Source organism: Bacillus sp. 0102A (genome assembly GCF_036765155.1).
GTDB classification, from domain to species: domain Bacteria; phylum Bacillota; class Bacilli; order Bacillales; family Bacillaceae; genus Bacillus; species Bacillus subtilis_G.
Map to the genome: position 1 here is coordinate 42,258 of NZ_JBAIZW010000008.1, position 20,550 is coordinate 62,807.

Consider the following 20,550-nt stretch of genomic DNA (forward strand, 5'->3'; position numbering starts at 1 on the left):
TTTATTTCCATCATACATAATAACGCTTCGGGTGTAAATAAATGTTTTTTGAGGTTAATATATACATTGGTATTGCCGATAAAAAAGAGTAAGAGAGAATTGTTCAGGGGGGGAATCCAATGCGTCTGAATCGGCAATTTATCCGCACACAGCTGATGGCACAGAACATATTGAAACAGAATCCGGCTGCCAAGCGCGAGAATACGTCTGAAAATACAGCGGCGGTGCTGGAAAAGGCATACAGCAGGCTTGAGTCACGATCTGCCAATAAGGGAATCAATCAGTTCAATTATTCTAAAACCAGTGTGGCGGGAAACAGCGGAACGTTCAGCAAAGTGTATCAATCAGCAAATGATCGAACAGTGATGGACACAGGGGAAGAAACAGTGATTCAATCCAATAACCCCTATGAATCTGAGAGTGATATCAGAATCAAAATACTGGATGAAAAATACAGCAGGATAAATGCGATTAACAAAACAAAGTCTGATCCATTAGGCTATATTAAGGATAAATATCAAAATTCAAAGTCGCCTTATTTCAGAAGTGATCTGTCAGCTGCGGAAAGACAGGCTGCTTACGATAATGAAACAGAGTGGCTATTCAAAGGGAAGGCGCAAAACTATAACCTGCAGGATGCTGTGTTTGGCAATGTCACGTTTCATGGGGAAGTGGAAGCTGAGAATGAAAAGGTGTATCAGCGGAGCCAGGTCAACCAGCAGCTGCAAGTGCTGTTGAATCGAAACGATATTCACATTCCGGAGGGGACAGAGCTGACGTTTACGATTACGCCGATTGATTATAAGGTACAGGTGAGCGGGACGAAAGATGAGGCACTCATAAAGCAAATTGAGCAAGCGCTGCAATTTGGAGACAACAGCAAAGAGCTATTTTTACATATCATGAAAAGCCAAAGTATTGACTCGACACAATATTCCGAAGAGGCATATCAAAAGTATCAAGCTGCTCGTGAGATGTACGACGTCACAGGCTATCAGTTGAAGGATTTAGAAGTGATCGACGGGCGGTACGTAACACCTGATGGACGTGACTTATTAGACGTATATAAAGAAGAGCTTGAAAAAGATCCTGTTCAAAAACAAACGGCTTCCTATGCTATATCTCACTATCGTTCGGAGCTCAGTAAAATGGCGGAAGCCGGGTATGATGCCATTCCGGATTTCATCCTATCAATTGATTACAGCAATGGATCTCTTAGAGATGTGGGGCAAAGCAAGAGCTACGGCACCGGAGATACCGAGTGGCTTGAAACATTAAAGCGTCAAACTGGCGCGACTTATTAGAAAGCTGTTCATTGTGAACAGCTTTTTTTTATGAGAATTTTAGGGATAATAAAATTCAAACAATTTAATTATATTTATATAAAAGATTTTAAATGAAGTGTAGATGAAAAACTCTGACTAAAGGTGTTTGCCTGAAAAAAACAATTGTATTTTCCAGAGAAATTTATTATGATGAAATAAGTAATTTTGGAGATTATATAACAATATTAAGTTTGAATTTTCAGATTGTTATAATTGATTGTTGAGAAAGATGTCGAGTATTTTGTTAAGAGGAGGAAGAGGAGTGGCAAATCAAGAATTAAAGAGGGGCTTGGGCGCGCGTCATATTCAGATGATCGCCTTGGGAGGTACGATTGGTGTTGGCTTGTTTATGGGTTCTGCCAGCACGATTTCATGGACTGGTCCGTCTGTCCTTTTGGCTTATGCAATATGCGGAATTTTTATCTTTTTTATCATGCGTGCGATGGGTGAAATGCTGTATGTCGAGCCGAGCACGGGTTCTTTCGCGACATTTGGCCATAACTATATTCATCCGCTGGCAGGTTATATGACAGCCTGGAGCAACTGGTTCCAGTGGGTTATCGTCGGCATGTCAGAAATTATCGCTGTCGGTTCGTATATGAAATATTGGTTCCCGGATTTGCCTGCTTGGATACCTGGTATCGTGGCAATGGTGATTCTCGGGGCGGCGAACTTAATTTCTGTTAAGTCGTTTGGTGAGTTTGAGTTTTGGTTTGCGATGATTAAAATCGTGACGATTATCTTGATGATTATTGCCGGAATCGGGATTATTTTCTTCGGATTTGGCAACGGCGGAGATGCGATCGGATTGTCGAACCTGTGGTCTCACGGAGGATTCTTTACTAACGGCTTCTCTGGCTTCTTCTTTGCGCTGTCTCTCGTTATTGCGGCCTATCAAGGGGTTGAGCTGATCGGGATTACAGCCGGTGAAGCGAAAGACCCGAAAAACACGCTAAGAAGTGCGATTCAAAGTATTATCTGGCGTATTTTGATTTTCTATATTGGCGCTATCTTTGTGATCGTGACAGTGTATCCTTGGGATGAGCTCAATTCACTTGGAAGTCCGTTTGTGTCTACGTTCGCGAAAATCGGAGTTACGGCAGCGGCCGGTATCATTAACTTTGTCGTGATTACAGCGGCAATGTCCGGCTGTAACAGCGGTATTTTCAGTGCAGGACGCATGCTCTATACGCTTGGGGTAAATGGACAAGCACCGAAATTCTTTACGAAGATTTCACGCAATGGGGTGCCTCTCTACGGCACAATTGCTGTAATGATCGGTTTGGCTGTCGGTGTTGTGCTGAACTATATCGCGCCGCCGAAGGTTTTTGTGTATGTGTACAGCGCAAGCGTGCTGCCTGGTATGATTCCTTGGTTTGTCATCTTGATCAGCCACATCGGATTCAGAAAAGCGAAGGGCGCTGCATTAGATAAACATCCATTCAAAATGCCGTTTGCACCTTTCACAAACTATGTGACGATTGCTTTCTTGCTGATGGTTCTGGTCGGCATGTGGTTCAACGATGATACTCGTATCTCTCTGATTGTAGGCGTGATTTTCTTAGCGCTTGTGGTCATTAGTTATTATGGGTTTGGGATTGGCAAACGTACGCAGGCGAATGTGACAAAAAGCGATCAAGCGGTTGAATAACATGGAAAAGAGACATTCACGGATGTCTCTTTTTTTATTTTTGGTGTATGGATTTTTCCTATTTTAGCAAGCTATAGGATAAAGATAGCGGAAGGAAAGGTGTTCATAAAATGGATGTTACACTCGGTTATTTGCGTGAATCACTTTCGAACCATCTTGAAAATGAAGTCTGCCAGCGGATTTGCAAGAAGATGCTGGCGAAGCGGTATGCGAATGAAGAGGAATTTGTAAAAGACTTAGATGACAATGAAATGTCTTTTTTGAATCATGTGTTAGAAAAAGAAATTAAGTATGCCCAGAATGAACAGGATCAAAAACGGGCCAAGGAATTAAACGAGGTATATGAATTACTGCTTTGAAAGGCGGGGTAAGAAATGGGAGCAATTGAACGAAGCGGATATACATTTCAGCCGGAGTTTAGCGTCGTCCGTCAAAACGGAGCCATCCATGTGTATCATCACGGCGAATTTGTGGAAGAAATTGAATTTGAATTTAACGGGGAATTTCCCGATCATGATTTGATTGAAGAGCTTGTGAATCATTATTGTTTTGAGCATGAGATTTAGAGCCTTGCCTATTTGCAGGGCTCCTTCATTTATGATGTGATCAGGCCATGCTTTTTCAGGATATTCACTGTGATGTTTTTAGCTTTTGTGCCGGAATCAAAGTCATTGGTGCAAAAATATATGAGCCATGCTCTGTGTTGATGAATCCGATAAACCAGCCTAACCCCATATCTGTCAGGCGGGTTCCGGTTTTCCCGTAGAACGTGTAATGACGCCTTTTTCTTGAATCATCATGCGCATAACTGTTTTCATCACTGATTGATTAAATGGAAACGCCACTTTTTAAAAGCTTCTTCAAAAAGGCTTCTTGTTCCAGCGGAGAAATTGTCAGAGAGCTTTGCAGCCAAAATTGCGTTGCCGTAAGACAATGTATGAAGCCATGTTTTCATTCTTTCCTCGCCGATGTCTCTCGCTAATCCTGGTAATACCAGACTGCGGATTCGCGCATGGCCAAGCCAAGCGTATGGTCTCGGTTCCATGATTCAAATTCACGATTGACCCCGTCCCATCGTATTCATCCCGAACAGTTTTTACCTGCAAATTGATTAAGGGTTCACGACTTTAAAGGTGGACTGCGGAGTTTTTGTCTTTTGTTTGACCGTTCTCTGTTGCAGACAAATGTCTGATCCTTTTGCATATCGTGCAGGATGAAGGATCCATCCGTATTATTAAATTCGTCATCGACATTCAGAGAAAGCTGTGTGGATGGAAAAGCTGCCGATCCCTGCAATGCGCAGAGCAAGTACAACTTTTTGCTTTTCTTCGTTATAAATAATGAAAAAATGCTTAGAAGCAAATACTGTCATTGGGTTTATCATCGTGAGATAACGTGAAAAAAGAGGGTAAAAAGGAAGGTAGGGTTGCGGGATGAATGAGCAGATTCCACATGACAAAAGCCTCGATAACAGTCTGGCTTTGGTGCGGGAAGGATATTTGTTTGTAAAGAATAGAAAAGAGCATTACCAATCGGATTTGTTTCAGGCGCGTTTGCTTGGAAAAACATTTATTTGTATGAGCGGCGCGGAGGCCGCGAAGGTATTTTACGATACGGAGCGATTTCAGCGGCAGGGTGCTCTTCCGAAACGTGTGCAGAAATCCCTGTTTGGCGTTAATGCAATCCAGACAATGGATGGTGAAGCTCATCTTCATCGGAAGCTGCTTTTTCTATCATTAATGACACCGCCGCATCAAAAGCGTTTGGCTGAGCTGATGACAGAGGAATGGGAAGCGGCAGTCACGAGATGGGAGAAAGCAGATCAGGTTGTGTTATTTGAAGAAGCAAAAGAAATCTTATGCCGGGTAGCGTGCTATTGGGCAGGTGTTCCGCTGACAGAAACAGAAGTCAAAGAGAGAGCTGATGATTTCATTGATATGGTCGACGCGTTCGGTGCGGTGGGGCCGCGTCATTGGAAGGGACGAAGGGCGAGGCCGCGTGCTGAAGAGTGGATTGAAAGAATGATTGAAGATGTTCGTGCCGGCTTGCTGGAAACATCTGCCGGAACAACGCTGCATGAAATGGCGTTTCACACACAAGAAGATGGAAGCCAGCTGGATTCCCGGAAGGCAGCCATTGAGCTGATGAATGTACTGCGGCCTATCATCGCTATTTCCTATTTTCTTGTGTTTTCAGCTTTGGCGCTTCACGAGCATTCTGAGTATAAGAAATGGCTGGGTTCTGGAAGCAGCCGGGAAAGAGAAATGTTTGTGCAGGAGGTCCGCAGATATTATCCGTTCGCACCGTTTTTAGGAGCGCTTGTTAAAAAGGATTTTGTATGGAATAACTGTGAGTTTAAGAAGGGTACATCTGTATTGCTTGATGTATATGGAACGAATCACGATCCCCGCTTATGGGATCATCCTGATGAATTTCGGCCTGAACGATTTGAGGATCGGGAGGAAAATCTGTTTGATTTGATTCCTCAAGGCGGAGGTGACGCGGAGAAAGGGCATCGCTGTCCGGGGGAAGGGATAACAATTGAAGTCATGAAAGCAAGCTTGGATTTTCTCGTGAATAAGGTAGAATACGACGTTCCGGAACAATCGCTGCATTACAGTCTTGCCAGGATGCCGTCATTGCCTGAAAGTGGATTTGTGATGAGCGGGGTCAGACGAAAAGGGTAAATTTAAAAGCTCTCTTCCTTTATCGAAGAGAGCTTTTAGATTACTTCTTTTTTTCATCGTAATATTGGACGGGATACATGGAGCCTTCGGATACCATTTTGTTATCCTCGATATCTTGCGGGTGCGGGTGGCCGGCTTTATCGACTGGGAACTTCTCCATTTCAGGCTGTTTTGTCATTTTCATTTTCATGCTGTGAATGAATTCTCTTGCTTTTTGGCGATTCGACGGGTCTTTTAATAGATAAGAAGTGATGCCGACAGTTGAAACAGCGAGACCTGAAAGTAACAGCTTTTGTTTCATGGTGATACTCCTTTCTATTTGAAGAGTAGTGTTTCCTGTATCATTCCCGTTCTCATTATTGCTAAACCTTGCCGGTTGTCTTACTCAGGAGAACTGTAAAGCGGATGTTGTTTCTGTATACAGAAAGCTGGAAAGGGAAAGAATAATTGCCATGATAAAACCTTGTGATGATGTAAGAATTTTGTAGTCGATTGGTCATGTTCATCGCGAAATATTACACGAATGTAAACGTTAAATAGGACCATAAGGCTGATTGTTAAGTTATTGTAAATTCAGCGGTTGTTTTATTTACAACCAATTGAACTTGAAACATAATCGAAGTGAGTTTGCTGAATAATGTCTAAACAGAGGTGAACATGTTGGCGATTGATTTACAAACATTACTGTTCGAATTTCTCGGAGGTCTCGGTATTTTCCTGATTGGGATTAAGTTCATGGGAGAGGGACTTCAGAAATCGGCTGGAGATAGATTAAGAAATATTTTAGACCGTTTTACAAGCAATCCGTTGATGGGCGTATTGGCGGGGATCATTGTGACGGTTTTGATTCAGAGCAGTTCCGGAACCACGGTTATTACCGTAGGGCTCGTCAGTGCGGGCTTTATGACGCTTCGCCAGGCCATTGGGGTCATTATGGGGGCCAATATTGGAACGACGGTTACCGCGTTTATTATCGGAATCGACATAGGGGCCTATGCCTTGCCGATTATTGCTCTCGGCGGATTTTTACTGTTTTTCACTAAACATAAAAGCGCACAAAATGCTGGCCAGATTGTGTTTGGGTTTGGGGCTCTGTTTTATGGGCTGGAATTGATGAGCGCGGGGATGAAACCGCTCCGTTCACTTGAAGCCTTTCATGATTTAACGGTTAGTATGAGCACCAATCCGGTCCTAGGCGTTGTCATAGGGACTTTGTTTACGGTACTCGTGCAAAGCTCCAGCGCCACGATCGGAATCTTGCAAGGTTTATTTTCAGATGGTCTGATTGATATTAACGGCGCACTTCCGGTGTTATTCGGGGACAATATCGGAACAACGATCACAGCGATTCTCGCGTCTCTAGGTGCATCTGTTGCCGCGAGACGTGCTGCGGCTACTCATGTGTTGTTTAACCTTATCGGGACAACGATTTTCCTGATTTTGCTCAAGCCGTTTACTTCTTTGATCTTATGGTTGCAGGCATCTATGGGGCTTGATCCAAAAATGACGATCGCCTTTGCGCACGGAATCTTTAATACATCCAATACACTCATTCAGCTTCCTTTTGTCGGAATATTGGCTTTGATCGTAACAAAACTGATTCCAGGCAAGGATTCAATAGTGGACTACAAATCGCATCTTGATCCGATTTTTATTGAGCAATCTCCATCTATTGCTCTCGGGCAAGCAAAAGAAGAAGTTCTGCAAATGGGGAACTTTGCGGTGCAGGGGCTGGAGGTTACAAAACAGTTCTTGGTCACAAAACAGCCGAAATACGCGGCGAATGCATACCAGTTAGAGGATGCAGTGAACAATCTTGACCGAAAAATCACTGATTATTTGATTGATCTTTCTGCAAGCTCTCTCTCAGAGCACGAGTCTGAGGAGCATCATATGCTGATGGATACAGTCAGAGACATTGAAAGAATCGGGGATCACTTCGAAAATGTGATTGAACTGACTGAATATCAGCAGGCGCATCGTGTGGTTCTTACTGAATCTGCCATGGCCGATTTAACGGAAATGATGGATTTGACGATTTCAACTGTGAAGGCGTCCATGGATGCCCTGCACCAGAATGATGTGAAGATCGCTGAACAGGTCATTGACAAAGAAGATGAAATTGACAAAATGGAACGGAAGCTTCGCAAAAAGCATATTATTCGTCTGAATGAAGGGCTGTGCACTGGACAAGCGGGCATTGTCTTTGTCGATATGATCAGCAACCTGGAGCGTATCGGCGATCATGCGGTCAATGTTGCAGAAGCTGTTATTGGTGAAAATCAATGAGAAAAAGCTTAGAATCCTAGGATTCTAAGCTTTTTTTGTAGTCTTTTTTCACATGCTGAAAGACATCAGGGTAATTTGTGAACACTCCTGTCACTCCCCAGTCAAGCAGGCGGAGCATATCTGCTTCCGTATTGACTGTGTAAGGATGAAGCAGGAGGCCGTGGCTGCGGATCATGCGGACGTTTTCTTGATTCAAGGCTTTATAATCCGGACCTGCACCGACAGCGTATGTTTTGATTTCTTCTAGGTCAGCATCTGTCATTGACGCCATTTGTTTGGCTTCCAGCAATTGAACAGTTGGCAGGTTTGGCTGTAATTGCTTGACTTTTACCAGGCTTTCTTTGCTGAACGATTGAATGATCACTTGGCCGGGCTTAGAACGTTTGCCCAGTAATTTATGCTTCTGCAAAGAAGCGATCAGTTTTTCTTCCATACCTGGGTAGGTGTCAGGCGATTTTGTTTCGATGTAGTAGTTCGCGTGTTTTCCGAAACGGTCTAATACTTCGTCTAATGTAGGAACTTTAAGGCCGGCATACTGCGGCTTTGCTTTTTTCGGATAGGCTTCATTAAACCAAGAACCGGCGTCAAGTTTCTTAATGTCTGCGAGTGTATGGTCTTTCACCCAGCCTGTTCCGTTTGTGGTGCGGTCCAGTTTTTCATCGTGCATGACAATCAATTTTCCGTCTTTTGTCATTTGCAGATCCAGTTCAATATAATCTGCTTTCATTTTCTGAGCGGTTTCGTAAGACAGGATCGTGTGTTCAGGCACATATCCGGAAGCCCCTCTGTGCGCGACCGTCAGGATACGGTCAGGTGACAGCAGGTTCCCTTTTGACGCTGCCGACACTGGTGTTACCATTAATGAGAGTAAGCCCAGCGACAGAAGCACCAAGGCTAGTATTCTATTTTTCTGCATGATTTCTCCTCCTTATAGATAAGCCGTACCTCTGCCTTTCATATTAAAAAACTGATGTAAACGGCGTGTTGGAAAACGATTAATCTTTTGTTTTTCTTTCTTAAACGTGCTCCGCCCGTTTTCCTGTATTCCACGTCAAAGCTAAGAAGACGATGGCAAGAATGCAGGAAGAGACCAGCATGATAAAGCCGCCGTTCCAATCATATCGATCAACGACAAAGCCCATAATGGCGTTGGCGAAAGCGGATCCGCCGATGTATCCGAAAAATCCGGTCAAACCAGCCGCAGTTCCGGCTGCTTTTTTCGGCGCGAGATCAATCGCTTGCAGGCCGATCAGCATAACAGGTCCGTAGATTAAGAAGCCAATGCTGATCAGGGCGATGTTGTCTACGAGCGGGTGACCGGCGGGATTCAGCCAGTACACCAATACGGCAATGAAAACGCCCGCCATAAACAAAACGCCTGCCGGTGCCCGTCGGCTTCTGAAAAATCGGTCGCTGATCCAGCCGCACAGGATCGTTCCCGGTATGCCGGCGTATTCGTAAAGAAAATACGACCAGCGCGAGTCCTCAGGAGAAAAGCCTTTGGCTTCTGTTAGGTAAGTAGGTGCCCAGTCAACAACGCCGTACCGTACAAAATAGACAAATACATTCGCAAAAGCGATGTACCAAAGAAATTTGTTGTTCAGCACGTATTGAAAAAGGATTTCTTTTGTTGTTAATTCTTTTTCCTGATTTTTAAAAGCGTGTTTGGGATAGTCATTACGATACTCTTCAATTGGCGGGAGTCCGCAAGATTGAGGCGTATCGCGAACCAATAAAACAATCAAAAATGAAATGATAATGGCGATGATGGCTGGGAAGAAAAACACGCTTTTCCAAGTCGCGAACATCGCAATGCCAAGTGTGACAAGCGGAGCAAGAATACCGCCGCCTATGTTATGGGCGACATTCCAGATCGACATTTTTGTCCCGCGTTCACTAATGGAAAACCAGTGGGCCATTGTCCTGCCGCATGGCGGCCAGCCCATTCCCTGAAACCATCCGTTGATAAACATAAAAATGAACATGATGGTGACGCTCGAAGTCACCCAAGGCATTGAAACGAAAAGAATATTAACGATTGCTGATAAAAATAGGCCTGTCGCGAGAAAATATCTCGGATTGCAGCGGTCAGACACCATGCCCATGATGAATTTACTGAAGCCGTACGCAATGGATACAGCGGCCAGCACCAATCCCAGTTCCGTTTTTGAAAAACCCTGTTCCTGCAGATAAGGAATGGCAAAGGCAAAGTTTTTCCGCAGCAGGTAGTAGCCTGCGTATCCGATAAAAATACCAATGAATACTTGGAGCCTAAGCCTTTTATAAGCCGCATCCGTCTTTGAATCATCCAGTCTCTCAATGTGAGGAGCCGGTTTAAACATGTGAAACATCAAAATCATCCCCTTTGCTGTTTGTGCTGGATGTGTGGCGTGCCTCCTTTCCGAAAAACAAAAAGAGCCAGAAAACACCCCTTGTTTAAAAGGGGTTGGATTCCTGGCTCTCCTCATCTCCATCCAAGCTATTAACTTATCATGATAGCGCTTTCTTAAATTATCATAGTCCGGAGTGAATGTAAACGGGTAATTTTCAAATGTGGACCTAGGGAGTGAAAATTATCCTTTTACTAATTGCGGGTATGTTTTTTTACAAGCAGCATAAAAATCTGGAGGGAGGCTGTTGCAGGTGGATGAATTAGATATCGCATTCGGTATTTTGCCGTTAGGGATTATCGTGTTATCGGTTGTCGGGACTTGTGTTTGTCAAAACGCGTATCTGATGCCGATGTTTAGTTTGATGATTTCGCTAGTGCTCACCTTTACCGTTTTTAATCTATCATTTTTGGGATGGGTTGTTGTCTATACCTTGGTTTCACTGGCTATATCCTATATCACAATGATTGTGATCAGGAAAAGGAAGGCATCAGGAAAATGAAAATACTCCACTTTTCAATATATCGTTGACTATGGCAACTAAATATGATTATAATTGCCTTAATCAACGATATAAGAAAGTGGGGATAGATTTGAAAACCAGTGGATCATCTGTCGGTTTAAAATTCAGAAAGTTCAATCGATTTTATACAAATGTTCTTGGCTTCCTTAATGAGCACATTTACGACAGCCCGTTTTCCTTAACAGAAACACGGATTTTATTTGAAATTTATAATACGCCTAATTGTACGGCAAAAGCCCTTCAGGATAAGCTTGGGCTTGACCGGGGATATGTCAGCAGGATGTTGAAACTGTTTGAAAAAGAAGATTTGATCTATAAACAGAAGAGCAAAGCTGATGCGCGCCACCATTATATTTATGTCACGGAATCAGGAAAAACGATTTATAAAAAGCTGGAGGAGAAAGCGAACGAACAAGTAGAACTGATGCTGAAGGAAATTGACCAAAAGGACCAGCACAAGCTTGCGGAGGCGATGGCAGAAATTGAAGCGATCCTTTCACAGTCACTAACTACCAGAACGTCAGACATATCGATTAGGGATTATTTTCTTTCGGATGATCTTCAAATCCTCATTGAAAAACATAGACAATTTTATGCGGATGCGCATGGCTGGGACGACACGTTTTTAGCTTATCTTCATGTGACATTTGATGCGGAAATCGAAAACATATGGATTGCGGAAAGCGGCGGGAAATTTGCCGGCTGTGTGGGCTTGGTCAAACATGATGAAAAGACTGTGCAGCTCAGATGGTTCCTGGTTGATGACGATTTTCGGGGCAGACGGCTCGGCACTCAATTGCTTGAGCATCTGGTTGCATACTGCAGGGAAATGAAGTTTGAACGCATTTTCCTTTGGACGGTGAGCACCATGGCTGAGGCCCGTCCGCTCTACGAAAAATTTGGATTCAGGATAAGTGAAGTGAAAGAAGAAGCGCCATTATGGGGGCAGCGTCTGACAGAAGAACGGTGGGATTTGGAGCTATCATGAAAAGGCTGCATTATGCTTGGATCATCGTTTCCGTCACCTTTTTGATCTTATTGGCCGTTCAGGGGGTGCGCTTGTCGTTTGGTGCGTTTGTGGAGCCGTGGGAACGGCAATTTTCAATGGATAGAGGCACCATCTCGCTGATTTCTACGATAAGCTTTATTGTCTATGGCATATCTCAGCCTGTGATCGGGCGGCTTGTGGATAAATGGGGTGCTCGGGCTGTTTTGTCATGGAGTGCGCTGCTGACAGGAGTCAGTATTTTCTTAACATACTTTGTCACTTTGCCTTGGCAGCTGTTTCTGCTTTATGGATTAGGTGTATCGCTTGGAGTTGGGGGAGCATCGAATGTGGCAGCAAGTGTGTTGGTCGTCAATTGGTTCAGCAAAAAGCGGGGACTAGCTTTTGGGATCATGGAAGCAGGCTTTGGCGCTGGGCAAATGCTTCTCGTTCCCGGCTCACTCATGCTAATCCATTGGTTTAGCTGGAAGTTGACGGTTGTGGTGTTAGGGCTGCTGTTAATCGTGATTGTCTTTCCGGCTGCAATGCTGATGCTGCGAAACAATCCTTCAGAAAAGAATGCAGAGCCGATAGGCGGGCTTGCGGCTGCGGAAAAAGAAACAGCGCCCGAAACAACTGCTCTTTCAGTGACCGGGATGTTTCGGATGAGGCAATTCTGGTTTTTGATATTGCCGTTTTTGATCTGCGGATTTACGACCGTGGGGCTGATGGATACTCATTTGATTCCCTTTTCTCACGATCACGGCTTTTCAACGACAGTCACAAGTGCCGCTGTCAGTCTGCTGGCAGGCTTTAATATCGCTGGCATCTTACTGTCCGGGATTGTAGCGGACCGGTGGAGCAGCCGGAAAATCCTGTGCTTTCTATATGTGGTGCGCGCGCTGTCGATTGTGATTCTGATTTACAGCCACGAGCCTTACTTGCTTTTAGGCTTTGCGATTCTGTTTGGATTAGTGGACTTCGCCACGGTAGCGCCGACTCAAATGCTCGCCACCCAGTACTTTCAAAACTACTCGATCGGCCTCATGATCGGCTGGCTGTCGCTCGCTCATCAAATCGGCTCGGCACTCGGCGCGTATATACCTGGCGTCATCTATACGGTAACGGGTGAATATACACTGGCTTTTTATTTGTCGATCGGGATGCTTGTGCTGGCGAGTGTGATGAACGTGTTGCTGAGGGAGCCCGCGGCGGTCACGCGTGACAGTGCGGCTGTGGTGGAGAAGCTGTAAGAGAAAAGCATCTCTTCTTTTATTCAGAGATGCTTTTTTTGTATTTCTGTTCTAATACGAAGTCAATCATTCCGACAATGCGGGTGTTTTCGGATTTTTGTTTGAAGCGGTCAGAGATTTGAACTTTTCTTGAAAATGGGAAAACAACAAAAACCCAAAAAAGGCCGATTAACACAAAAAACATTTGTACACCCATTTCTATTAAATCATTATAATGAGAACTAAAAAAATAAATATATAACGTTATTAATGTCACTGTAAATACGATTTTGACAGTGTGTTTGAATGTGAGTTGTGGTTCAATTAAACACACTTTCATTTGGTTGAGTGTGAAAGTGTCTTGTTTCATTAAGTAAGAAAGTAAATCATTATCATTTTGGCTGATTGGCTGCAATTCTGTTTCTATTTTCTTCGTGATTTCCTGATACTTATGTATATTATTTTTCATCAAAATCCTCCTTGAGAATAACTCCATGAATCCTCTTTAAGGAAGGATCCATGGAGAATTAAGACTATCTAAAAGCTGCTAATAATGTACGGAATAGTACTGCAGCTGCCCCCAACTCAGGTGCTATTGTTACAGCTAGAGCGCCAATACCAACAACTATAATGATACCTGTACTTACCATCATTATGTTGTCTACTATTTTACCCCAATCTGGTGAGTACACTTCTTCAGTATCTGGTAAAGTAAAGTGCTTCTGTTTTATTTTAAACGTAATCGTTGTCGTAAGTCCAGTTGTGGCATTGTCACCTACTGGAATATCAGGGGTATAGATTTTAACTTGTATATTTAATGATTGAGCGGTTGGATTTACATAAACCTCCAAATAACCATTACGGACTGATAAGCTGAGACTGTTTAAAAGGTTTTGGTAAGAGTCGATTTGTGACGCAGTGAGAGACGTTTGAGTGTCGCCCAATAAACCTGTGATATAGGCACCTGGTTTACCGTTTGTAATGGTAATCGTATTTGGTGATCCTTCACTTGGGATGGTTGCCAGAAGTGAAGTTGATAGAATAATATCCAACTCAGGTGATGTAAATATGGTTTCTGTCGTATCAAATTCAAACATCGCATTTGCGAGGTTTGTTAGATTTTCTAAAGCCGGAATGGTAGTTAAAATGTCTGTCAGTGTACGCAGTCTTGCATCATATTTCGGATCAGACGGCGGATTTACATGGCTTACGCCTGAGTCTCTTCCTGAAAAGCCGTCTTTATCAATTCCGATGCTTCCAGATCCGCTTCCGATTGTTCCCTCATAGAATTGATCAAAGGCCCAGTTGTTTGGCATCGGATAGCCGAGATTGCCGCTAAATCCTGTTGACATATTTGCCACAAAGCTATACTTTGTCAGTCCTGCTTCTGATGTACGGATACAAATGTTTCTCGGTCCGTAAACCCCAATTTTATATTTAGGTGCGGTTGAAAATGTCTGCATTTTAGCAAAAGCTGACTTGACTTCTTGGAAATATGGGATGATTTTATCGGTTACTTCATAATCGTATGCATCAAAATCGACGGCAAAATAAATGGTCGTACCTGACGGGAAACCTAATCTTCGAGCCGCAGAAGCAGCGCTGTATGCATCTCTTGTGCCTTGGTCTTTGACAAAATAAGAAGATTCATAGCCGCCGTCTTGATAAATGGGAAAAACCTTTAATCCCGCATCAGAAATAACTGAAAGTTCTTCTGACGTCAGAGCTTTCGATGTGAGGCCGATGCTTGTCCGCACATTCCCGGTTAAATATCTTCCAACCGTTTTATAACCGTTATTCCGCAGTGTTTGAGCTTTTTCTGCCGTTATAATTGTGGCGGTGTCACAAGCAGAAGCTGTCCGTGTTGTGTCTCCAGAGCTTGATAATAAAGCTTTAATGGTCGGCATGTCGGCATAACCTGTTTGAGGCAGGCACATGAACTCTTGAAATGCTTTAACGGCTGAAACGACACCAACGCCATATTTGCCGTCAAATTCACCGGGATCGAACGATTTTCCGTTGCAATAAAGAGCGTACTGAACAATCAAGACAAAGCCTGTTCTTGAATCGCCGGGAGTTAAAGTAGGGCATAAACTTGTTGTGCCGTTTCCGAAAAATCCATTGGCGACACTTGTGCTCATGCCTTCTTCTTTTTGCAGGGCATAAATAAGGGCTTTGTTTGTATCGCGGGCATACAGTCCGTCACAAGGCATCAACCCGATGTAGTCATTGTAGTCCCGGTTTAAATTTTGCTGAATCTGGCGTATTCTTGAATCGCCCCCAGATACCAGTTTAAAAGCGCTCATGTCCAATAAAGCTTTCATAATCAACGTGGTGACAATTCCATCCTGTGTTGTCAGTCCAGCCGCTTTCTGAAATTCCTTCACCGCAGTTTCTGTTTGTTCGTAAAAGACGCCTGTAAAACCGCCGGGATTAAAACCTTTGCACCATAAAGCGCCTTGTAAAATAAAATTCATGTTGCTTGGTTTTGAATTTGGATCTTGTTTTTTAAGAGGTTTAAATAAGCGCTGTGTTGTCGGACCAAAGTTATCGGCCGGTTCCGAGATGCCCAGTTCAATTTGAAGCGCCCGAGTCAGGCCGTAGATCGTGTCCCATCCAGTCTTCCCGCTCTCTTCTACTGGGTTATACCCATGTTTTCCGCTGTACGTACTGTTTAGCCATTGCTGAGTGATAAAGACCATTTCATCCATTTTGATTCCTCCTTCATGAGATCGCGTTCATTTATAGGTGGCAAACGTAGGACAAGATAAAAAATAGATGCCGTTAAGCATCCATATGACATCCGTTCTCCACCAGCTTCGCTTTCGGTTTCAGCTCTGAAATGTAGAGGCCTAAAAGTGTAAGCGCACCTCCTGCGAGAGCGATCCAGGTCATGTTTTCGTGCAGGATCAGGAGGGAGGCGGCGATTGTGATGACTGGGACCATGTAAATATACGCGCTGGATTTGACGGCGCCGAGCACGCCGACTGAGTAATTCCATGTGGCAAAGCACAGGGCGGAAGCGCCGATGCCGAGGAAGAGCATGTTGAGTACATTTGAAGCAGATGAAAATCGGCTCAGGTCAAAATGAAAATCGAACAAAAATAAAGCGGGAACCATAAACAACAAACCGTACAAAAAAACTCTCTGTGTCAGCTCGATGATATGAAAGTCGTAAGCGCTTAATTTTTTCATGAATATCGAATAGCCTCCAAACACGATAGCGGCCCCGATTGCCATGATGTCACCGAACGGATTCAGCCGCAGTACGACATTGCCATTGAACGTAATCAATAAAAGCCCGATCAGTGCCGCCCCAAAACCAATGAAAAAAGTCAGCCGCAGTTTTTCGCCTTCAAGCAGAAAGTGAGCCAGTACAGCCGTGATCATCGGGATAATGGACACGATCATGCCGACATTTGAAGCGTATGTATACGTAAGGGCTATATTTTCTAATAAAAAGTAAAGTGTTACGCCAAATAAACCTGCCCCGGCAAATAACAGCTCCTGCCTCCAGTTTTTGAACGGTATCATTTTGGGACGTACGAGAATAAGAGCAATAAAGCCCATCAAAAACCGGTAAAATAATATTTCCATTGGCGTAAAGTCAGTCAGCAGAACCTTTGTCGAAATAAAGGTCGTCCCCCAAACCAGAATGGTCGCGATGGCTGCGGTATGCCCGGCCGTTTCTCTTTGTGTGCTCAAGCTCATCTTTGAAGCTCCTTTTCAAAAATCTTCATGTATTGCTTCGGCGTCAGGCCCACCTGTCGTTTGAAAAACTTCGTCATATGGCTTTGATCGCTGAATCCTGTCTGAAAAGCCGCATCAATCGGTCTAACCCCTTGTTCAAGGAGTTTTTTTGCTTGGTTAATCCGGATTGTCTCCAGGTAACTATTAGGCGTAATTCCTTTTTGTTTTGTAAATGAACGCAATAAATGATATTTGCTCCAGCCTGTTAATTCACTCAAATCATTGAGCGTGACGTTCTCGGCATAATGCTCTTCTAAAAATTCGCAAACCATTTTGACCTCGTCGGACGGTTCGGGGATGCTGCTGAGGAACGTGACGTCAGAATAACGGCTGATCAGCTCTTCCAGCAGGTGAAGAAACAGCTCCTCCTTGCGCAAAGCCTGCTTTTCTCTGGATATCAACATATGCAATTCCTGCAGGCTGGCTGTCAGCTCGTGGCGGAATAACACATGCTGGGAGAAATACGGGAGATGTCCTGTGCCAGTAATCTCTTCCACCGCCTTCTCCATGACATCCGGCATCACATTGATACACCGATAATCAAGCGTCCGCCCGTCAATCTGCTCACAGCTATGCGTGTCACGGGGGTTAAAGAGGAGAAGATCACCTGGATTGATGACGTATTCTTGACCCTGACAGGCCAGATACCGCTGTCCTTTTTCAATAAAGCCAATCACATAATAATCGTGAAAGTGGTTCGGGAATTTTTGCATAATCCCCTTAAAGCGATAGGCTTCTATATGAAGGTGCGGGTCAAGCTGCAGTGTGCGTGTTTCGTTTTGCATGGGATGCCTCCTGTGGGTGTGATGGTCTTGGGTTAAGTGTAGCATGATTTTTGGGGATTTCTTGTATGATGTTGCTGTTTGAAATAGAGAAAGCAGACCGTGATTGGTCTGCTTTCGTATAAGAATCTAAAGATTTTTATTCCTCGATAATAGCTTTATTTGCACAATACTTGTGGATATTTTCTAATGAGGCAAGTTAAGATCTTCTTATTTTGTCTTTTTTAATAAAAATTTATTTTTCGAATATTTCAGTTATAATGATTGGGAAACAGATAGGAGGGGCAAAAATGTACCAATCAAAGAAGGTTTTGTTGTTAGGTTCAGGTGAGTTAGGAAAAGAGGTAGTGATAGAAGCTCAGCGTCTTGGGGTACAGACGGTGGCGGTTGACAGTTACGAGCATGCTCCGGCGATGCAGGTCGCGCATAACAGTTATGTCGTTGATATGCTGGATCGCGAGCAGATCAGAACGATCATTGAGAAAGAAAAGCCGGATTTGATTGTGCCTGAGGTTGAGGCGATCGCGACGGATGAATTGCTGAAGCTTGAAGAGGAAGGATTTTACGTCATCCCGAATGCGTGTGCAGCGAAGCTGACGATGGATCGGGAAGGCATCAGGCGGCTTGCGGCGGAAACGCTCGGACTTGCGACGGCTGGCTATGAATTTGCGAATACATATGACGAATTTGTACAAGCGGCAGCTCAGATCGGCTTCCCTTGTGTCGTTAAACCATTGATGAGTTCTTCTGGAAAAGGCCAAAGTTTATGCCGCTCTGAAGCGGATTTAGCAAGCTGCTGGGAGACGGCGATGGAAGGCGGACGGGTGAAAAACGGGCGCGTGATTGTTGAGGAGTTTATTCCATTCGAATCAGAAATTACGCTCTTAACCGTACGTGCTGTCAACGGGACGACATTTTGCGAGCCGATCGGCCATGTGCAAAAGGACGGAGACTATATCGAATCATGGCAGCCGCATCATATGACAGAGCAGCAAAAGGTAGAAGCGAAGCATATTGCAAAAGCCATTACGGATGAGCTTGGCGGATACGGTCTGTTTGGCGTTGAGCTGTTCCTTGCGAAAGATAAAGTGTATTTCAGTGAGGTATCTCCTCGTCCGCATGATACGGGTCTTGTCACACTGGTGACGCAAAATTTGTCAGAATTCGCGCTGCATGTCCGGGCGATTCTCGGTTTTCCGATTACAGAAATCACCCAGCTTTCTTCTGGCGCCAGCCGGCCCCTCAAAGCACCGGAAGAATCAGCGGACTACACTGTTGAAGGCCTGGAAAACGCGCTGGCAATACCGAAGACACAAGTTCGCGTCTTTGGCAAGCCGATAACGAAAGCCGGACGCCGTATGGCGGTTGCGCTTTCTGGGGCAGATACAGTCGAAACAGCGAGAGAGAACGCAAAGAAAGCGTTGGATCAGCTATCTATAAAGTAGAGTTTAAGCGGGCCTTTGTCATGTACAAGGCCTGTTTTTTTCATCCTCCATAAAAGTTTTATCATAAGAATCAGAAAAGTGATTATAATGTAAAAGTCTTCCATCTATAAGGGTGGTTGACACAAAGGGAGGGAGATGGCTAAAATGAAATTAGTTTCAACATTCAGAAAAAAATGGTTCGCTGGTTTAACGGTTTTATGTTTGACATTGGCAGCAGCGGTATCTTTCGGCGCACCGGCCAAAGCGGCAGAGAATCCGCAAACTTCAGTTTCCAATACCGGTAAAGAAGCTGATGCCACGAAAAATCAACCATCAAAAGAAGAACAGGTTTCCGCCCCTTATGAAGGAACCGGGAAAACAAGTAAATCGTTATACGGCAGCACGGAACTGGCAAAAGACATTCAAGCCTTACAGCCTTCAAGTATCATCGGAACCGATGAACGCACCAGAATCTCCAGTACTACTTCTTTTCCTTACAGAGCAACTGTTCAACTTTCAATCAAGTATCCCAACACTTCAAGCACTTATGGATGTACCGGATTTTTAGTCAATCCGAATACTGTCGTAACGGCTGGACATTGTGTGTACAGCCAAGATCACGGATGGGCTTCAACGATAACAGCCGCGCCGGGCCGCAACGGTTCGTCATATCCATATGGAACTTATTCTGGCACGATGTTTTACTCCGTCAAAGGGTGGACGGATAGCAAAAATACCAATTATGATTACGGAGCTGTTAAATTAAACGGTTCTCCTGGAAACACGGTTGGCTGGTACGGCTACCGGACAACAAACAGCAGCAGTCCCGTGGGTCTTTCCTCGTCAGTGACAGGATTCCCGTGTGACAAAACATTTGGCACGATGTGGTCTGGTACAAAGCCGATTCGATCCGCTGAAACGTATAAGCTGACCTATACAACTGATACGTACGGCTGCCAGAGCGGCTCGCCTGTGTATCGAAACTACAGTGATACAGGACAGACAGCTATTGCGATTCACACGAACGGGGGATCGTCATATAACTTGGGAACAAGGGTGACGAACGATGTATTCAATAATATTCAATATTGGGCAAATCAATAAATACAGCAAATTAGCTATTTTCATGTCTATTTTGTTTTTATGCGGATGCAGTTCACAGACGCATTCTGCTCAGAAAGAAACCGCTATACCTGTCACTCTTCATGTGGAGGATGCCAAGGGGCTGCCGGTTGAAGGGGTTCAAGTGACGATTGTCGAAGCGCCAACCTCAGACCAAGAGCCGAGTATAGAGATTGGCGAGATACTTGGTAAAACAGACAAAAATGGGGACATCAAATGGGATACAGGCAAAAAAGGTGACTACTCAGTCGCATTGACGAAGGGTGAAAAATCAGTAACCCATCACATCTCATTAACTGAGGATAAAAAAGATAAGGTCATTCCATTAGTTTTCAAAGAATAGGCGGTTTCCTTGATTTCGAGGAAACGGCCTTTTTTTATCACAGAAAG

19 protein-coding genes and 1 pseudogene are annotated in these 20,550 nt (G+C 44.2%); 12 read left to right on the forward strand and 8 right to left on the reverse strand.

Features of this window, described 5'->3' with window-relative positions; translation table 11 throughout:
• Positions 1 to 119 precede the first annotated feature (119 nt).
• From V6D41_RS17450 to V6D41_RS17465, 4 genes are all read left to right on the forward strand, one after another.
• Positions 120 to 1,304, forward strand: coding sequence for a DUF4885 domain-containing protein (locus tag V6D41_RS17450; RefSeq protein ID WP_333519085.1), 1,185 nt, complete (start codon positions 120 to 122; stop codon positions 1,302 to 1,304).
• A gap of 283 nt (positions 1,305 to 1,587) precedes the next feature.
• Positions 1,588 to 2,976 carry an amino acid permease gene (locus V6D41_RS17455; protein ID WP_148962841.1) on the forward strand — a complete coding sequence of 463 codons (1,389 nt, stop codon included), beginning with the start codon at positions 1,588 to 1,590 and terminating at the stop codon, positions 2,974 to 2,976.
• Between the two features lie 110 nt (positions 2,977 to 3,086).
• Positions 3,087 to 3,335 carry a sigma-G-dependent sporulation-specific acid-soluble spore protein CsgA gene (gene csgA / locus V6D41_RS17460; RefSeq protein WP_003234887.1) on the forward strand — a complete coding sequence of 83 codons (249 nt, stop codon included), beginning with the start codon at positions 3,087 to 3,089 and terminating at the stop codon, positions 3,333 to 3,335.
• Positions 3,336 to 3,350: 15 nt separating this feature from the next.
• Entirely contained in the window at positions 3,351 to 3,542 is a 192-nt protein-coding gene (locus tag V6D41_RS17465) for a DUF5370 family protein (protein WP_202329073.1), read from the forward strand.
• 29 nt (positions 3,543 to 3,571) lie between these two features.
• Here V6D41_RS17465 and V6D41_RS17470 read toward each other — a convergent pair.
• Positions 3,572 to 4,348: pseudogene (locus tag V6D41_RS17470) on the reverse strand (penicillin-binding transpeptidase domain-containing protein).
• A 61-nt stretch (positions 4,349 to 4,409) separates the two neighbouring features.
• On the opposite strand from V6D41_RS17470, the gene V6D41_RS17475 reads away from it, so the two are divergent.
• A complete protein-coding gene (locus V6D41_RS17475) occupies positions 4,410 to 5,663 on the forward strand; it encodes a cytochrome P450 (protein WP_333519086.1) in 1,254 nt (417 codons plus the stop codon).
• Positions 5,664 to 5,703: 40 nt separating this feature from the next.
• Here the strand turns inward: V6D41_RS17475 and V6D41_RS17480 are convergent, their stop codons facing one another.
• Positions 5,704 to 5,964 carry a hypothetical protein gene (locus V6D41_RS17480; RefSeq protein WP_039075993.1) on the reverse strand — a complete coding sequence of 87 codons (261 nt, stop codon included), beginning with the start codon at positions 5,962 to 5,964 and terminating at the stop codon, positions 5,704 to 5,706.
• Between the two features lie 359 nt (positions 5,965 to 6,323).
• On the opposite strand from V6D41_RS17480, the gene V6D41_RS17485 reads away from it, so the two are divergent.
• A complete protein-coding gene (locus V6D41_RS17485) occupies positions 6,324 to 7,952 on the forward strand; it encodes a Na/Pi cotransporter family protein (protein ID WP_442893080.1) in 1,629 nt (542 codons plus the stop codon).
• 16 nt (positions 7,953 to 7,968) lie between these two features.
• Here V6D41_RS17485 and V6D41_RS17490 read toward each other — a convergent pair whose 3' ends face one another.
• Positions 7,969 to 8,868 carry a glycerophosphodiester phosphodiesterase gene (locus V6D41_RS17490; protein WP_333519088.1) on the reverse strand — a complete coding sequence of 300 codons (900 nt, stop codon included), beginning with the start codon at positions 8,866 to 8,868 and terminating at the stop codon, positions 7,969 to 7,971.
• Between the two features lie 100 nt (positions 8,869 to 8,968).
• Positions 8,969 to 10,303 (reverse strand): glycerol-3-phosphate transporter, encoded by a 1,335-nt coding sequence (gene glpT / locus V6D41_RS17495; protein WP_087991785.1) that lies wholly within the window; start codon positions 10,301 to 10,303, stop codon positions 8,969 to 8,971.
• Positions 10,304 to 10,595: 292 nt separating this feature from the next.
• Here glpT and V6D41_RS17500 point away from each other — a divergent pair, with 292 nt between their 5' ends.
• The 3 genes from V6D41_RS17500 (at position 10,596) to V6D41_RS17510 (ending at position 13,103) form a co-directional block, all read left to right on the forward strand.
• Positions 10,596 to 10,844 (forward strand): YbeF family protein, encoded by a 249-nt coding sequence (locus V6D41_RS17500; RefSeq protein WP_148962847.1) that lies wholly within the window; start codon positions 10,596 to 10,598, stop codon positions 10,842 to 10,844.
• Positions 10,845 to 10,935: 91 nt separating this feature from the next.
• Entirely contained in the window at positions 10,936 to 11,853 is a 918-nt protein-coding gene (locus V6D41_RS17505) for a bifunctional helix-turn-helix transcriptional regulator/GNAT family N-acetyltransferase (RefSeq protein WP_333519089.1), read from the forward strand.
• Entirely contained in the window at positions 11,850 to 13,103 is a 1,254-nt protein-coding gene (locus V6D41_RS17510) for an MFS transporter (RefSeq protein WP_333519238.1), read from the forward strand. The genes V6D41_RS17505 and V6D41_RS17510 overlap by 4 nt, the downstream gene beginning before the upstream one ends.
• Before the next feature lie 19 nt (positions 13,104 to 13,122).
• Here V6D41_RS17510 and V6D41_RS17515 read toward each other — a convergent pair whose 3' ends face one another.
• The 4 genes from V6D41_RS17515 to V6D41_RS17530 all read right to left on the reverse strand — a co-directional run bounded on the left by V6D41_RS17515 (position 13,123) and on the right by V6D41_RS17530 (position 17,617).
• On the reverse strand, positions 13,123 to 13,551 hold the full coding sequence (locus V6D41_RS17515) for a hypothetical protein (RefSeq protein ID WP_333519090.1): 429 nt from the start codon (positions 13,549 to 13,551) through the stop codon (positions 13,123 to 13,125).
• Between the two features lie 64 nt (positions 13,552 to 13,615).
• Positions 13,616 to 15,793: a glycoside hydrolase domain-containing protein gene (locus V6D41_RS17520; protein ID WP_333519091.1), complete on the reverse strand. Its 2,178-nt coding sequence runs from the start codon at positions 15,791 to 15,793 to the stop codon at positions 13,616 to 13,618.
• A 73-nt stretch (positions 15,794 to 15,866) separates the two neighbouring features.
• Complete coding sequence (locus V6D41_RS17525; RefSeq protein ID WP_333519239.1) at positions 15,867 to 16,787, reverse strand: DMT family transporter; 921 nt, start codon at positions 16,785 to 16,787, stop codon at positions 15,867 to 15,869.
• Positions 16,788 to 16,789: 2 nt separating this feature from the next.
• Complete coding sequence (locus V6D41_RS17530; protein WP_333519092.1) at positions 16,790 to 17,617, reverse strand: AraC family transcriptional regulator; 828 nt, start codon at positions 17,615 to 17,617, stop codon at positions 16,790 to 16,792.
• Positions 17,618 to 17,904: 287 nt separating this feature from the next.
• On the opposite strand from V6D41_RS17530, the gene purT reads away from it, so the two are divergent.
• The 3 genes from purT (at position 17,905) to V6D41_RS17545 (ending at position 20,503) form a co-directional block, all read left to right on the forward strand.
• Positions 17,905 to 19,059 carry a phosphoribosylglycinamide formyltransferase 2 gene (gene purT, locus V6D41_RS17535; protein ID WP_333519093.1) on the forward strand — a complete coding sequence of 385 codons (1,155 nt, stop codon included), beginning with the start codon at positions 17,905 to 17,907 and terminating at the stop codon, positions 19,057 to 19,059.
• A gap of 144 nt (positions 19,060 to 19,203) precedes the next feature.
• Positions 19,204 to 20,142: an extracellular metalloprotease Mpr gene (gene mpr, locus V6D41_RS17540; protein WP_333519094.1), complete on the forward strand. Its 939-nt coding sequence runs from the start codon at positions 19,204 to 19,206 to the stop codon at positions 20,140 to 20,142.
• Positions 20,105 to 20,503 (forward strand): YbfJ family protein, encoded by a 399-nt coding sequence (locus tag V6D41_RS17545; RefSeq protein ID WP_148962854.1) that lies wholly within the window; start codon positions 20,105 to 20,107, stop codon positions 20,501 to 20,503. Before mpr ends, V6D41_RS17545 begins: the two co-directional genes overlap by 38 nt.
• Positions 20,504 to 20,550: the final 47 nt, after the last annotated feature.

Bases quoted from the DNA above. Each gene is read 5' to 3' on its own strand.
- V6D41_RS17510 (WP_333519238.1), top strand. From the start codon at position 11,850: ATGAAAAGGCTGCATTATGCTTGGATCATCGTTTCCGTCACCTTTTTG.
- V6D41_RS17490 (WP_333519088.1), bottom strand. From the start codon at position 8,868: ATGCAGAAAAATAGAATACTAGCCTTGGTGCTTCTGTCGCTGGGCTTA.
- V6D41_RS17465 (WP_202329073.1), top strand. From the start codon at position 3,351: ATGGGAGCAATTGAACGAAGCGGATATACATTTCAGCCGGAGTTTAGC.
- V6D41_RS17480 (WP_039075993.1), bottom strand. From the start codon at position 5,964: ATGAAACAAAAGCTGTTACTTTCAGGTCTCGCTGTTTCAACTGTCGGC.
- glpT (WP_087991785.1), bottom strand. From the start codon at position 10,303: ATGTTTCACATGTTTAAACCGGCTCCTCACATTGAGAGACTGGATGAT.
- V6D41_RS17475 (WP_333519086.1), top strand. From the start codon at position 4,410: ATGAATGAGCAGATTCCACATGACAAAAGCCTCGATAACAGTCTGGCT.
- mpr (WP_333519094.1), top strand. From the start codon at position 19,204: ATGAAATTAGTTTCAACATTCAGAAAAAAATGGTTCGCTGGTTTAACG.
- csgA (WP_003234887.1), top strand. From the start codon at position 3,087: ATGGATGTTACACTCGGTTATTTGCGTGAATCACTTTCGAACCATCTT.
- purT (WP_333519093.1), top strand. From the start codon at position 17,905: ATGTACCAATCAAAGAAGGTTTTGTTGTTAGGTTCAGGTGAGTTAGGA.
- V6D41_RS17515 (WP_333519090.1), bottom strand. From the start codon at position 13,551: ATGAAAAATAATATACATAAGTATCAGGAAATCACGAAGAAAATAGAA.
- V6D41_RS17450 (WP_333519085.1), top strand. From the start codon at position 120: ATGCGTCTGAATCGGCAATTTATCCGCACACAGCTGATGGCACAGAAC.
- V6D41_RS17545 (WP_148962854.1), top strand. From the start codon at position 20,105: ATGTATTCAATAATATTCAATATTGGGCAAATCAATAAATACAGCAAA.
- V6D41_RS17520 (WP_333519091.1), bottom strand. From the start codon at position 15,793: ATGGATGAAATGGTCTTTATCACTCAGCAATGGCTAAACAGTACGTAC.
- V6D41_RS17530 (WP_333519092.1), bottom strand. From the start codon at position 17,617: ATGCAAAACGAAACACGCACACTGCAGCTTGACCCGCACCTTCATATA.